Origin of the sequence: Terrimonas ferruginea DSM 30193 (assembly GCF_000425585.1) — a bacterium.
In the GTDB taxonomy this organism is placed as follows: domain Bacteria; phylum Bacteroidota; class Bacteroidia; order Chitinophagales; family Chitinophagaceae; genus Terrimonas; species Terrimonas ferruginea.
In genome coordinates this window covers 1-14,457 of sequence record NZ_AUDS01000034.1, presented here as the reverse complement: position 1 = coordinate 14,457, position 14,457 = coordinate 1, and the positions used below count along the sequence as shown (strand labels likewise).

General features: G+C 47.9%; 13 protein-coding genes and 1 pseudogene. 9 read left to right on the top strand and 5 right to left on the bottom strand.

The window, feature by feature from the left end; genetic code table 11:
* Positions 1 to 350: 350 nt before the first annotated feature.
* The 4 genes from H608_RS0112050 (at position 351) to cydB (ending at position 3,960) form a co-directional block, all read left to right on the top strand.
* Positions 351 to 656, top strand: a complete 306-nt coding sequence (locus tag H608_RS0112050; RefSeq protein ID WP_028787894.1) for a YciI family protein — start codon at positions 351 to 353, stop codon at positions 654 to 656.
* Between the two features lie 15 nt (positions 657 to 671).
* Positions 672 to 1,259, top strand: coding sequence for a methyltransferase (locus tag H608_RS0112045; RefSeq protein WP_028787893.1), 588 nt, complete (start codon positions 672 to 674; stop codon positions 1,257 to 1,259).
* Between the two features lie 276 nt (positions 1,260 to 1,535).
* Positions 1,536 to 2,915 (top strand): cytochrome ubiquinol oxidase subunit I, encoded by a 1,380-nt coding sequence (locus tag H608_RS0112040; RefSeq protein ID WP_028787892.1) that lies wholly within the window; start codon positions 1,536 to 1,538, stop codon positions 2,913 to 2,915.
* A gap of 10 nt (positions 2,916 to 2,925) precedes the next feature.
* Complete coding sequence (gene cydB / locus H608_RS0112035; protein WP_028787891.1) at positions 2,926 to 3,960, top strand: cytochrome d ubiquinol oxidase subunit II; 1,035 nt, start codon at positions 2,926 to 2,928, stop codon at positions 3,958 to 3,960.
* A 111-nt stretch (positions 3,961 to 4,071) separates the two neighbouring features.
* Here cydB and H608_RS0112030 read toward each other — a convergent pair whose 3' ends face one another.
* The 3 genes from H608_RS0112030 to H608_RS0112020 form a co-directional block, all read right to left on the bottom strand.
* Entirely contained in the window at positions 4,072 to 4,530 is a 459-nt protein-coding gene (locus H608_RS0112030) for a DUF983 domain-containing protein (protein WP_028787890.1), read from the bottom strand.
* A 44-nt stretch (positions 4,531 to 4,574) separates the two neighbouring features.
* Positions 4,575 to 5,855 (bottom strand): UDP-N-acetylmuramoyl-tripeptide--D-alanyl-D-alanine ligase, encoded by a 1,281-nt coding sequence (locus H608_RS0112025; RefSeq protein WP_028787889.1) that lies wholly within the window; start codon positions 5,853 to 5,855, stop codon positions 4,575 to 4,577.
* A gap of 89 nt (positions 5,856 to 5,944) precedes the next feature.
* Complete coding sequence (locus H608_RS0112020) at positions 5,945 to 7,492, bottom strand: SUMF1/EgtB/PvdO family nonheme iron enzyme (protein WP_155990144.1); 1,548 nt, start codon at positions 7,490 to 7,492, stop codon at positions 5,945 to 5,947.
* Between the two features lie 554 nt (positions 7,493 to 8,046).
* Here H608_RS0112020 and porV point away from each other — a divergent pair.
* The 5 genes from porV (at position 8,047) to H608_RS0111990 (ending at position 12,660) form a co-directional block, all read left to right on the top strand.
* Positions 8,047 to 9,219, top strand: a complete 1,173-nt coding sequence (porV, locus tag H608_RS0112010; RefSeq protein WP_028787887.1) for a type IX secretion system outer membrane channel protein PorV — start codon at positions 8,047 to 8,049, stop codon at positions 9,217 to 9,219.
* 208 nt (positions 9,220 to 9,427) lie between these two features.
* Positions 9,428 to 9,904, top strand: coding sequence for a 2-C-methyl-D-erythritol 2,4-cyclodiphosphate synthase (gene ispF, locus H608_RS0112005; RefSeq protein ID WP_028787886.1), 477 nt, complete (start codon positions 9,428 to 9,430; stop codon positions 9,902 to 9,904).
* A 34-nt stretch (positions 9,905 to 9,938) separates the two neighbouring features.
* Complete coding sequence (gene dut, locus H608_RS0112000) at positions 9,939 to 10,379, top strand: dUTP diphosphatase (RefSeq protein WP_038008345.1); 441 nt, start codon at positions 9,939 to 9,941, stop codon at positions 10,377 to 10,379.
* A gap of 12 nt (positions 10,380 to 10,391) precedes the next feature.
* The gene (gene lolB1, locus H608_RS0111995; protein ID WP_028787884.1) at positions 10,392 to 11,213 is read left to right on the top strand and encodes a lipoprotein insertase outer membrane protein LolB1; all 822 of its coding nucleotides are present in this window, start codon (positions 10,392 to 10,394) and stop codon (positions 11,211 to 11,213) included.
* A gap of 70 nt (positions 11,214 to 11,283) precedes the next feature.
* A complete protein-coding gene (locus tag H608_RS0111990) occupies positions 11,284 to 12,660 on the top strand; it encodes a murein hydrolase activator EnvC family protein (RefSeq protein ID WP_028787883.1) in 1,377 nt (458 codons plus the stop codon).
* Between the two features lie 129 nt (positions 12,661 to 12,789).
* On the opposite strand, the gene bshA is transcribed toward H608_RS0111990, so the two are convergent.
* Both bshA and H608_RS24650 read right to left on the bottom strand, forming a co-directional pair.
* Positions 12,790 to 13,914 carry an N-acetyl-alpha-D-glucosaminyl L-malate synthase BshA gene (bshA, locus tag H608_RS0111985; RefSeq protein ID WP_028787882.1) on the bottom strand — a complete coding sequence of 375 codons (1,125 nt, stop codon included), beginning with the start codon at positions 13,912 to 13,914 and terminating at the stop codon, positions 12,790 to 12,792.
* A 259-nt stretch (positions 13,915 to 14,173) separates the two neighbouring features.
* Positions 14,174 to 14,457: pseudogene (locus tag H608_RS24650) on the bottom strand (IS4 family transposase); the annotation flags it as partial.

Sequence of the window (14,457 nt, the reverse complement as noted above, 5' to 3'; positions counted from 1 at the left end):
TCACGCTGTATGGAACGGGAAAGGCCCTGCACTAACAGAACAATCAAATGAACAAAGGTCAGCTTGCGATCACGGACAAATCCATTCCGGCCGGATTCTGTACGGCAGTCGCTAACAAATTGTTCATTATGTAATTTTTGAGTTAATTCATTGAGATAGGTTACTCTAAAAACAGGTTCGCTATTCAATACCCCCCTGTAATCCTATCCTAAAAATAACAAACTTTTTCTCTACTTAACACCTGTCAAAGAACTTCAGCCTTAAGGAAACGACATTGATTCACTATTGACTATTGACCATTGACGTTGTCCCCGTTTGTCCATCCTGTTTGTCATTACCTAAATTTTAGCATGAAAACCTTTTTGTTCATTTTCAGTATGCCCGCCTCTATCACCGGTGCACCTTCACCCGAACAAATTTCAGCAAGGCAACAATGGTTTGCCGGACTGAATGACAACAAACAACTCGCGTGGCCTGGCGGGACATTGTCTCCACAGAACGCAACGGAGCACGACGGATTTTTAATAACCGGTCTCGTAGCCGTGTATGCCGATTCATTACAGGACGCGCAGCAGCTGGCGCAAACCAACCCGGCTTTTAAAGCCGGCGCAAAGATCGAAGTGCGGGAGTTGTTGTCACCGCCCGTAAAATCATGATCGTATCTTTGACGGATGAAGGAAACCAGCATCGATCAGGCGTATTGGGAGCAACGATGGCTCAACGGCTCAACCGGCTGGGATGTCGGTGCGCCCACTCCGCCATTAAGGGAGTATATCGATCAGCTCACGGATAAATCGATCCGCATGCTTATTCCCGGTTGTGGCAATGCTTATGAAGCGGATTATCTTCTGAGCAAAGGCTTCTCTTCTGTGACCTTGCTGGATATTGCAAAGCCTGCCGTTGAACAGTTGCGGGCGCGTTATGCCGGTGATGATCGCATACGTGTACTCAACGAAGATTTTTTCCGGCATCAACAATCCTATGACCTGATCCTCGAGCAGACTTTCTTTTGCGCGCTTGATCCCGCGCTGCGCAAAGATTATGTTGCACATATGCATCGCCTGCTGCATCCCGGCGGCACATTGGCCGGTGTATTGTTTGGCCGTGAATTTTCCGATCCCGGCCCGCCATTCGGAGGAAACAAAGAAGCGTACGAAAAATTGTTCAGTCCGTTTTTTACTATTCACACATTGGCGCCTTGTTACAATAGTATCGGTCCGCGTGAGGGCACGGAGATTTTTATGATAGCGAAAACGTGAATCGTCAATCGTGAATCGTGAATGGTGAATAGTGAATGGTGAATAGTCTTCCCCCTGGTTCGTGTATACACGAACCAGGGGGAGGACTACGGCTGTTTTACTTACTCCTTAAAACTTATTACTCCCTACTTCTTACTCCCTTCGCCTTACACCTTAAGCCTTCCACCTCTGAAAACTTATCACTTAATACTTAAAACTTATTACTCCCTACTTCCTACCTTTGCAGCGAAATTCTCTCCGTAACTGCAATTTTCCTGACGCTCAAAACAATCCCTTATGGATGTTGAGATACTTTCACGGATCCAGTTTGCATTCACCATCGCATTTCACTACATCTATCCTCCGCTCAGTATAGGTCTCGGTTTGATCCTTGTGATCATGGAAGGTATGTACCTGCGTACCGGCAATAAACTATACGAGCAAATGACGCGCTTCTGGATTCGCATTTTTGCGCTCATCTTCGGTATAGGCGTGGCTACCGGCATTATCATGGAATTTGAATTTGGTACCAACTGGGCTACCTATTCGAAATATGTCGGTGACATTTTTGGCAGTGCCCTGGCAGCGGAAGGAATTTTTGCTTTTGCCCTGGAAAGTGGTTTTCTCGGCATCCTCATTTTCGGTTGGAACCGCGTCAGCCCGCGTGTACATTTTTTCTCCGTCATCATGGTATTTCTTGGGTCTATGTTCAGCGCCGTATGGATCGTGGTGGCCAATAGCTGGCAGCAAACACCTGCAGGATTTCATATTGTCGGGGAGGGAATGAATGCACGGGCAGAGATTACCGACTTCTGGGCTATGGTGTTCAATCCTTCAAGCGTCGATCGCCTCACGCACGTTTGGATCGGTGCTTTTCTCGCGGGATCCTTCCTAGTACTGAGCGTCAATGCCTGGTATATTTTGAAAGGGAAACACCTGCATATTGCAAAACCAGCTTTCAAGATCGCACTGGTAGTGGCCCTGGTCAGTTCGCTCTCGCAATTATTATCAGGACATAGCAGCGCCGATGGCGTCGCGAAAAATCAACCCGCAAAACTGGCGGCCATGGAAGGACATTTCGACAGTGCTTCCGCCGCACCCATGTATTTGTTTGGTTGGGTAGATAAAAAAAATCAGCAGACAAAAGGGCTGGCCATTCCCGGTGGTTTATCGTTTCTGACGCACCAGGATTTTAATGCACCCGTCACCGGGTTGAATGCTTTTCCCGAAGACCAGCGTCCCTCACAGATAAACGCTGTTTTCCAGTTGTATCACCTGATGATCAGCATCGGTATGTTACTGATCGCATTGACGGTATACGCCACCTGGTTGTGGTATCGTGGTAAATTGTTTGAGAAAAAATGGCTGATGATGATCTTCGCATTCTCCGTGTTGCTGCCGCAGATCGCGAACCAGGCCGGATGGTTTGCGGCAGAAATGGGGCGTCAGCCATGGGTGGTGTATGGCTTGTTGCGTACCTCCGATGCATTGTCGAAAAATGTAAAAGCAGAACAGGTATTGTTTTCCCTGATATTGTTTACGCTGGTTTATACCACGCTGTTTGTGCTGTTTATTTACCTGTTCAATAAAAAAGTAAAACATGGTCCGGTGGATGCGGGCACACCCGAACCGATAGAAGAGGGCAGCAAGCGCGACAATCCTGTATTGCAACATTAAAATAAATTTTATGGGCGAGTTTCTGGGCATCGATCATCATGTGTGGTGGTATCTCGTATTCGGCGGTGTGATCAGCGGTTATGCTATTCTCGATGGCTTTGATCTGGGAGCAGGGGCGTTGCACCTTTTCCTTAAAAAAGAACAAAGCCGCCGCATTGCGTTGAACGCTATCGGGCCTGTATGGGATGGCAATGAAGTGTGGCTGGTAATAGGAGGCGGCGCCTTGTTTGCGGGTTTCCCGGTGGCTTATGCGGCAATCTTCTCCGCCTTTTATATCCCCTTTTTTATTTTCCTGATCGGTCTCATCTGGCGGGCTGTGGCCATCGAATTCAGGAGCAAAGAACCCGGCCGCTTGTGGCGGTTGACCTGGGATTTTATTTATTCCTTTGCCTGCATCATTATCGCGTTATCGCTGGGATTGATGTTGGGAAATGTGGCCCTGGGTATGCCGCTCGACCAGAACAAAGAATTTGCGGGCAACTGGCTGAGTTTCTTCAATCCTTTTTCCATACTAGTGGCCATCACCACGCTTGCGTTGTTCATGATGCACGGCGCTATTTACCTGGTGATGAAAACGGAAAACCGGCTGTATGCGAAACTTACCATCCTGGCGAAAAATTTCACGATCTTTTTTGTGGTGAGTTTTGTGATCACTACAGTGTATACTTTGCTGTATGTAAATCACATGAGCGATAAGATCCGTTCCAGCCCCGTGTTTTTTATTTTTCCCCTGATCATGGTACTGGCGATTGCCAACATACCACGCTTATTGAATAAAAGAAAATACCGCCATGCTTTTGCGAGTTCTGCGGTGACTATTGCCACCTTGCTGATGATGGTAGCCATTGAGGTGTTTCCCAATCTGCTTTACGCATCCAACAATGCTGCGAACAGTATTACCATTGATAATGCGGCCGCATCACCCAAGACCATGCGTATTTTACTTACGATTGCATTGATCGGCACCCCGTTGGTAGCGATTTATACCAGTTTTGTATTCTGGACCTTCAAAGGAAAAGTGAAGCTGGATGAAATGAGCTATTAGAATTCAAAAGTCAAAATTCAAAAGTGGACAATCAGGCAATCAGTGACTAGTCGGTATGACTTCTATAGATTGAATATTTTTTGACTTTTGAATTTTGACTTTTGAATTGTTTCACCAGTTGGCTCCCTGATCTGCATTCAACCTTTCAGAAAAATCTTCGGGCTGATGGGCTTGCCAATCAGGATCATATTTTACAAACCAGGAGATCCAGAAGCTGCGGCTTAAGCGCATCAGCCAGGGTTGCGACGCAATCAGTAATACGGCATTGAAAATAAGCCAGTAGACAAAACGGTTATCATACACGGATAAACCAATGATCACCCACCAGGCAATAAGGCTGGCGACACTGATGGCCACAGATAATGCATAACTCACGTAGCTGGTACCATAATAAAATCCGACTTCGATCTCGGTTGGCTGACCGCAAACAGGACATTGCCGGTTCATGGCGAGGTTGTTTTTGGGTTTGATGCTGACCGGTCCCTGAAACAGTTTGCCCTCCCGGCAACGCGGACAGCGGCAGGTAAGGCAGGAAGCGAGATAACCACGGCTACTTTTCTCTGTGCTCATGCCGCAAAGGTCGGAAAATTAACGCAAGCGGAAGTTGACGAAAGTCATGCAATCACTTTTTCCATCTGCATACTTCTGCTGCCTTTAACGAGCAGGAGGCTTTGTTGAGGGGCGAGTTGTTGCAGCCATTCGCGTGCTTCTGCGGCATTGCGTAAGGAAGTGAAAGGATGTTTGAGTTGAAGAAAGTCACCTCCTACCAGCACCACCGCTTTCCACTGATGCTGGCTGATCAGATCAATAATACCCTGGTGTTCCTGCAAACTTTCGGAGCCGAGTTCTGCCATGGCACCAAGAATAAGAATTTTATCGCCGTGCTGGCGTGCGAGATTTTCAATGGCCAGCCGCATACTGCTCGGATTGGCATTGTAGGCGTCCAGTATTACCTGGTTGGTTCCCGACTGTACCAGTTGCGAGCGGCTGTTGGACGGCGTATACTGTTCAATGCCCCGGATGATCTCTTGTTCGGTTACGTCAAACGTTTTACCTACGGTAACAGCAGCTAATACGTTGGGTAAATTATAATCGCCTACGAGTTGCGTGCGGATGTTGGACGGCTGCATACCCCGGGCGATATGTACTTCCAGGAACGGTTCGCTGCGGACAGCGGTGCCGGCTACATGTACATCGCCGGTAGTGCCGTATTTGATCACGCCGCTGATGCCTTTGCTCATGTCGTGCAGGTAATCGTAATCCCACATTACGAAGGCATAACCGTGTGTGCGTGTGCGCAGGTAGTCGAACAATTCTCCTTTGCCTTTGCGTACGCCTTCAATGCCGCCGAAACCTTCGAGGTGGGCCTTGCCGCAGTTGGTGATCAGGCCGTGCGTAGGTTCTGCAATGCGGCAATAAGAAGCGATTTCACCACGATGGTTCGCACCCATTTCCACCACTGCTATTTCCGCATCCTGTTTTATTTTCAAAAGGGTGAGCGGGATGCCGATGTGGTTATTGAGATTGCCTTCTGTGGTATAGGTTTTATAGCGGGTTGACAACACCGCGTGGATCAATTCTTTTGTAGTGGTTTTGCCATTGCTGCCGGTGATGGCAAGAAAGGGGGTATTGAACTGCCGGCGGTGATGCAATGCCAGTTGCTGCAAGGTCTCCAATACATCCGTTACCAAGGTTGTTTTGCCCGGAATGGCAAAGGCTTCTTCGTCGATCACGGCATGCACGGCGCCTGCTTCGATGGCTTTTGCGGCGAATGTATTGCCGTTGAAATTATCACCTTTTAAGGCAAAGAAAATATCGCCGGGTTTGAGGCGGCGTGTATCGGTTTGAACGGATGGATGTTCGAGGTATAACTGGTAAAGTGCTTCAACTGACATATCACAAATCTACGCGATTAACGGTATTTCCATATAGCAAGAGCCCCCACAATCACGCGGGGGCTCTGTATAATAGGCTTTATGCTTTATTAGCGTTTGGTGCGCTTGGTCGGGAAGAACTGACCGGTTTTGCGGCCATTGCCTTCGGGGCTGCCCATGCGGTCCATTGCGCAACGGAAACCAAGGGTGCTGAGGGCTTTATCTTCTTCGAGGAAGCGGCGTGTGCCGGGAGACAGCCAGTAAGCGCGGTCGTTCCAGCTGCCACCTTTGTATACGCGTGATTTGTCGCTGATCATGGTGGTGATACCGTAGCCGTAAGTAGCTTGTGAAAGGGTGTCACCATCGAGGAAGTTGATCACGTTGCCACGCTGATAGTTGCGGCGGTCTTTTACTTCTTCGTCTTTCACCTGGCGGTACATTACGCGACCGGTGGTGTCATTCACCATTACTTCACCGTTCTCGTCTTTCATCAGGGTTTTATATACGTTACCACGCATAGGAGCGGGCATGTCGTCGAAGTCGAGGTTAGACATCGGACGGTAAACGTCCTGTACCCATTCGCTTACGTTACCAGCCATGTTATACAGACCGAATCCGTTGGGGATATAAGACTGTACTTCGGCAGTGTAGAAAGCGCGGTCGTTCAGACCACCCGCCACACCGGCGTTGTCACCGGAGCCACGCTTGAAGTTGGCCATGAACTTACCCTGCCAGCTACCGTGACGTTGATCACGCAGGCCGTTCATATTCTGAGACCAGGGATACATTTGTTTGTTGCTGGTCAACTCTTCGCCTCTTTTGTTCTCTTTTTTGCTGGGGCGTGGGTTCTGGTTGATCAGGCCGTAAGCTGCGTACTCCCATTCTGCTTCAGAAGGCAGGCGGTAGTCAGGCATCAGCATACCGTCTTCCATGGTAACAGTTGTACGGGGCTGGCCTTGTGGAGTTTTCAGCGGGTTCTTTTTAGAAGTAGCTGTTTTGCCGGGAGGCGCCTGGTATTCACCAACACCGAGCAGGTATGCTTTGGTGGTGAAGTTGCTGGCACCGGACTGGCCGTTGGAGATAGATTCTTTGCGAACGTAGCCTTTGTCGGCCAGGATGCCTTCATTCACGCGGTCAGATCTCCAGAGACAGAAATCAGAAGCTTGTCTCCAGGTTACGCCTACTACAGGGTAGTAGTTGAAGCCCGGGTGACGGAAATAATATTCAACCATCGGTTCGTTGTAGCTGAGCTCACTTCTCCAGCACAGGGTGTCGGGGAGGGCTGCCTCGATGATGGCACGGTTTTGTTCTTCTTCGGGATCGAAAATGCGGTTCAGCCAGAAGAGGTATTCACGGTAGTGAACGTTGGCCACTTCGGTACGGTCGATGTAGAAGGACGGAACAGAAACGCGGCGGGGAATGTTGTTCCAGTCGCCCATTACGTCTTCTTCTGTCTGACCCATGGTGAAGGTGCCACCCTCAACGAAAACGAGACCGGGGCCTGTTTTCTGGTCTTTTGCCTTGGCGACCTGGTAGCCGCCCATTTTCTTGTCGTTGTAGTTCCAGCCGGTCACGCTGGATTTGCCGCTTTTGTTCTTTCCGCAAGATGCGAGCAGCACTGCACAGGATAATAGGATTGTTAAGTTTTTCACTTTCATAATGTTTTGCATAAGCCTATGAATTGGAACAATTTTAACGCGGGTTTAAACAAATTATTGCGTTAAGGCTTCCGGTTTCTCCGAAATGCCTGCGAATATAAATACTTTCAGGAAAAAGGTTTGTAGGTAGAATTACTTTTTTTAGCGGAAGGCACTGCGTTTTTTTTATCACTTATTTTAGTGATATGGCTTTTTTTCGGGAGGATGAATTTTCCCCTAGGGTTGGCGTAAGATTTTGTCATACAACACGTTAGATGGGGAGCAGAGTAGGTTTTCCAGCGACTTTGGACACAAAGAACTACTTAATTAAATAAAATATTTTTTAGTCATACAATAATTTTTCACGGTCTCCGTTCCTGTTGTGACGTGGAATACTGTATTTAAAAAAATAAAGTATTAACTGCTGCTGCTAACCAAAATCGAAAAATACCACTATCAGGTAAAAATAGGGAGATGCGTGTTGTATCTTTTTTAGTTTCAAGGAATTTTCCACTATTTTGCTTCACTGGTTTTTGTAATCGTATATATTTGCAACCAATAATAAACATTAGCTAATGAGACCAACTGCTATTAAATTAACTGCTGCAATATTGCTTGCTTCAGGTCTTTCTACTGCCGTTCAGGCGCAAAACCGATCCAGAACAATCAATGTAGTAACCACTGCTGTACCCTTCCTCCGTGTTTCTCCTGATGCCCGTGCCTCCGGTATGGGTGATATTGGCGTAGCTACCTCTCCGGATGCTTCTGCTAATTTCTGGAACATGGGTAAAGTTGCTTTCAATGAAAGCAAAGGCGGCGTCGTAGCTACTTACACTCCCTGGCTCAAAGACATCGTAAATGACGTATACCTGGCTTCTCTTGCCGGCTATTACAAGCTGGACGACAACCAGGCGCTGAGCCTTGGCCTGCGTTATTTCAGCCTTGGTGACATTCAGTTCACCGACCAGAATGGTAACCTGAATGGTAACGGTAAACCCCGTGAATTCGGTATCGATCTGGGTTATTCCCGCAAACTGACCAACAAGCTCGGTCTGGGTGTAGCGCTGCGCTATATCAATTCTGACCTGGCTAACGGCGCTTCTTCAGGAGGTGCTACTTATAAAGCAGGAAGTGCAGTTGCCGGTGATATCGGTCTGTACTATGACAACAAAAATGCAACCGGCAATGGCTTCGCTTATGGCGTAACATTGACTAACCTGGGTTCACGCATTTCTTACACAGACAATGCTGACGCGAAGGATTTCATCCCCGCTAACCTGGCGCTGGGTGCTACCTGGACTAAAAACTTCGACGACAAAAACAAGATCACTATCGGTCTGGACATCAACAAACTGCTGGTGCCTACTCCTCCAAGCGATCTGAGCGATCCTAATGCACTGTCTGACTACCGCAGCAAGAGCACAGTAGGCAGCTGGTTCAATTCTTTCGGTGACGCCCCCGGCGGATTCAGCGAAGAGCTGCGCGAGTTCCAACTCTCTGGTGGTGCTGAATACTGGTACAACAACCAGTTCGCTGTACGGGCCGGTTATTTCTACGAAGACAAGACAAAAGGTAACCGTCGTTATTTCACTGCTGGTCTGGGTCTGAAGTACAATGTTTTCGGCATCAACTTCTCTTACCTGGCTCCAACAGGCAACGGCGCAACACGTCTGCCATTGTCTAACACCCTGCGTTTCTCTGTATTGTTTGACCTCGGTGGTAGCGGAAGCAACACTGCAGCTAAGTAAAAAAAGCTTATTTCCCTATAGAAGAGCGCTCCTCCGGGGGCGCTTTTTTTATAATCAGACAATTTGAAGATTTGAAAATTTGATAATAGGGAAGAGCGAGAATGTGCGAGGTAGTTGTTTACTTAAAATCTATAGCTAAAACTTATTACCTTTCGCCTTATGCCTTATACCTGTCACCTAAAACTTAATACTTAAAACTTACTACTCCATGTACCGCATAGGCTCAGGCATCGACTTTCACCAATTAACAGAAGGACGCGACTTCTGGCTCGGAGGGGTAAAGATTCCCCATACAAAAGGAGCGCTGGGACACAGTGATGCCGATGTGTTGCTCCACGCTATCTGCGACGCACTGCTGGGCGCATTGTCCCTCGGCGATATCGGTGTGCATTTTCCCGACACCGACGAAGCATACCGCGGCATCGACAGCAAAATCCTGTTGCAGAAAACCATGCAACTCATCCGCAACGAAGGTTACGAAGTGGTCAATATCGATACCAGCCTCTGCCTGCAGGCTCCCAAGATCAAACCGTATGTGCCCGTAATGCAGCAAACCATTGCCGCTATAGCCGGTGTTACTGAACGCGATATCTCTATCAAAGCCACTACCACCGAAAAAATGGGGTTCGTAGGACGCGAAGAAGGTCTCGTGGCTTATGCCACCGTGCTTCTCAGAAAAGTATAATAGCACATCGGACGCAACACCTATCTTTGTCCGCATGTCTGTTTCTGTAAAAATCGTCAACACTTCTCCCAATGCGCTGCCGGAATATGCTACCTCAGGCGCTTCAGGGATGGATCTGCGTGCACATCTTACCGAAAATATAACCCTGGCACCGCTGGAAAGAACACTCGTGCCTACCGGCATATTTATTGAAATACCGGAAGGATACGAAGTTCAGGTACGGCCGCGCAGTGGTCTCGCTATCAAACAGGGACTTACCTGCCTCAATACGCCCGGCACCATCGACGCAGATTACCGCGGAGAAATTAAGGTTATCTTAATAAACCTCTCGGCAGAACCACAAGTCGTACAAAGTGGCGACAGGATCGCGCAGATAGTGCTCCAGAAAGTGGAACGTATCGGGTGGGTACCCGCTCAGGAGTTGGAAACAACCGACCGCGCCGCCGGTGGATTTGGTCACACCGGAAAGCAGTAAACAATTCAAAACATGAGAGGAATTTTCATCCTGGTGCTGGCAGCCGTTATTTTCAGTTCCTGCCGGTCAACCCGCAAAATACAGACCGCCATATCCCGTAAGGATACCACGGCAACGGTAAGAATAGATACGACGCAACCCGCTCCGTCTAAAGATACCGTTAACCAGACCGCCAAAGTATTGGCTGCACTGGACAAACAACGCATCGACTTCAAAACCTTTTCCGCCAAGATTGACGTGGATTATGTAGGCGGCAATGGCAAAAAAGAGAACGTGAATGTGAAGCTGCAAATGCAGAAGGACAGCATCATCTGGCTCTCTGTCACCGGCCTGTTTGGTATCGAAGGACTGCGTGGCATCATCACCAAAGATTCCGTAAAACTCATCAACAAAATCGATAAGCTCTATACGCTCAGAAGTGTGGCTTATCTCCAGGAAGTAACAGGCCTGCCACTCGATCTGGCCATCCTCCAGGATCTGCTGATCGGTAATCCCGTATTCATCTCCGATGAAAAGAACAGCGTCACCCAAACCGGCGCACAACTGCTGCTCCTCAGCATCGGCGAATCGTTCAAAAACCTGCTGACACTCACACCGGATAATTACCAATTGCTGCATAGTAAACTCGATGATGTGGATGTGAACCGCAACCGCACCTGCGATCTCAGCTATGACAACTACGAGAACAAGAAAGGTGTGAATTTTTCTACCAAAAGACGAATAACCGTTTCTGAAAAATCGAAACTGGATATTCGTCTTGACTTCAAATCATATACCTTTAATGAAACGTTAAGTTTCCCTTTTTCCGTGCCAAGAAACTATAAGCAGAACTAGACAGTTATACTTTACAACGCAAATAGCCGTTGTAGCATTACACTGATCCCTGACCAATCCAGACTAGACCATGCAAAAAAAAGCGCTATCACTGTTGTTGTTTTTCTCCGCTGTTTTTTCCCTGGCCTCTGCACAGCCGTTGACAGATAAAACCGCGCTGGAAAAAGAACGGCAGGAATTACAGAAAGAGCTGCGCGAAATGCAGCAGGCCTACGATAAAGTAAAAGGACAAACCCGCCAGAACCTGGGCCAGATCACGCTGCTCAACCGTAAGATCAGCCTGCAGGAGCAATACATCAATAACATCAACAAGGAAGTAAAACTGATCGATGACGATATTTATCTCAGTAACCTTGAGATTTATCGTTTGCAAAAACAACTGGACACATTAAAAGATCAGTACTCACGCAGCGTGGTATATGCCTATAAAAACCGCGCGAGCTATAACTACCTCAACTTTATTTTTTCATCGACGAGTTTCAACGATGCACTCCGCCGGATTTCTTACCTGAAAGCCTATCGCGCGTATCAGCAAAAGCAGGTGAAGATCATTCTCGAACACACCGACCTGATTGCCCGCAGACAGGAGCAGCAGAAAGGCCGAAAACAGCAGAAACAAACGGTGCTGGTTACACAGACCAGTGAGCGGAATGTACTTGCCGATCAGCGCAAAGAAAAAGACGCCGTGATCGCAAAACTGCGGACACAGGAAAAAGACCTGAAACAACAAATCGCTACCAAACAAAAACGCGACCGCGAACTGCGGAATGCAGTGGCGGCGATCGTAAAACGTGAGATCGAAGCGGCGCGACTGAAGGCGGAACGTGATGCAAAAGCAAGAGCGGCAGCCGAGAAGGCCGAAGCCGACCGCGCAGCCGCCGCACGCCGCAATGCAGAAGCCAGCAATCCGACTACCAAACCGGCCAATCCTGTTGCCTCCAATACACCGGTAAGAACAACCCCGACCCCGGCTACGCCCGCTCCGGCAGCACCAAAAAGTTACCTCGATCTGAATGCTTCCGACGTAAAACTCAACAGCAGTTTTGTGGCCAACAAAGGGCAGTTGCCCTGGCCTGTTGACAATGGTGTGGTAACGATTGGCTATGGTCCTTACAAGATAGAAGGCATTGGGCCTGATGTACGCGGAGAAAACCCCGGTGTTACGATGGCAACACCCGTAGGCTCAGCGGTGAAAGCAATTTTTGAAGGCGAAGTAGTGGGTGTGTTTACGGTAGATGATAAAGCCAACATCACTATCCGGCATGGTAAATATTTTACCACCTATTGTAATCTTTCCGGTGCCACGGTGTCCAAAGGTTCGCAGGTATCGAGAGGCCAGGTGATCGGCCGCGCGGCGGCAGATGAGGAAACGGGCGATGGCAAGATTGATTTTATCCTGATGATCGAGAATAAAACGGTTGATCCCCGTGGATGGCTCAGGAGATAAGGGGGAAGGTGTAAGGCCCGACACTTCGGGCCGAAGCTTCGGCCATAAGTAATAAGTTCTAAGTAAAACAGCCATGGTTCGTGTATACACGAACCATGGCTGTTTTACTTACTATTCACTATTCACCATTCACTTAGTCAGGAACTGCTCATACAATGCTTCGTATTGCGGAACGATGGTAGCAATATCATATTGACGCGCGTGCGCAGCAGCGCGGCTTTTAAAACCTGCAAGCGTAGCATCGTCTTTCAAAATCGCTAATGATTGCTTCGTCATCTGTGCGATATCTCCCACATGAGAAAGATAACCTGTTTCACCGGCAATATTGATTTCTCCCAAACCACCGGCGTCGGTAGATACAACGGGTACACCGGCGGCCATGGCTTCCAATGCGGCAAGGCCGAAGCTTTCATATTCCGAAGTAAGCAGGAACAAATCGGCAATAGCCAGGATATCTTCCATTTGATCCTGCTTGCCCACGAAACGGGTATCGTCGCAGGTGCCGAGATTTCTGCTCAGTTCCTCCGCCATCTGGCGCTCAGGACCATCTCCTACAAATAAAAGTTTAGCAGGAATCTCTTTGCGGATTTCATTGAAAATACTCACCACATCCTGCACCCGTTTTACCTGGCGGAAATTGGACGCATGTAATAAAATCCTTTCGCCGTTAGGTGCAATGACCTTTTTAAAAGCATCGATCGGCTTGCGGCTGAAACGCGCTACATCCACGAAGTTGTAGATAACGGAGATTTCTTTTTTGATATTAAAGGTCCGGTATGTTTCCTCGCGCAGGTTTTGCGATACGGCGGTGATGGCATCGCTTTCGTTAATGGAGAAAGCAACCACCGGGGCGTATGTTTTATCTTTCCCCACCAAAGTGATATCCGTTCCGTGCAGGGTAGTGATAACAGGAATGTGTTTGCCCTCCTGTTCCAGGATGCGTTTGGCCATATAGGCCGCCGAAGCATGCGGAATGGCATAATGCACGTGCAGCAGATCGAGGTCGTTGTTTTTAATCACATCCACCATGGTGCTGGCCAGGGCCGTTTCGTAAGGCGGATAGTCAAACAGCGGATAAGTGGGGACCTGTACTTCGTGGTAGTAGATATTCGGGATAAATCCGTTAAGCCGTACCGGCTGCTGGTAAGTAATAAAATGTACGTGATGGCCTTGCTGTGCAAGCGCCTTACCCAATTCAGTAGCCAATACACCACTGCCACCGAATGTGGGGTAGCAAACAATGCCGATTTTCATCGCTTAAGTTGTTTTAAAAGGAATCTTCGCACCGGTTCTTCCTCACCCCTAAGGTAACAGTTTTGTTGGAGGAAGGTTGAGGGCTAATTTGAAAATTTGATAATTTGAAGATTTGGCAATAAGTGAATAAGTGAATGGTGAATCGTCAATCGTGAATGGTGAATCGTGAATCGTGAATGGTGAATGGCGGTTCTTGAGGTTCCCGAAGGCGCCCTATAGCCGTTTTACTTACAACTTATTACTTATCACTAGTGTCCGGTTAAATTAGGTTGATTTTCAATTGAATATTGTTTAGTTCTTTGATATCTTGGTTTTCGGTGTTGTCAAAAAGGTCTCTGATCGGCGTTTTGTCGACAAGCGACATACCTATTATTTGAATGATTTCATAAATGGACTGCGTTAGTTTTAGTTTGCTTTTTAAGATAATGACAAGTACGTAGGTTATTATAGCAATATAGATTTGCGTCTTAACTGCATTGATTGACCGGCCCCAGAAGGTTTTTATTTTTAAGTGTTGTTTTATCCATTTAAAAAGTAGTTCGA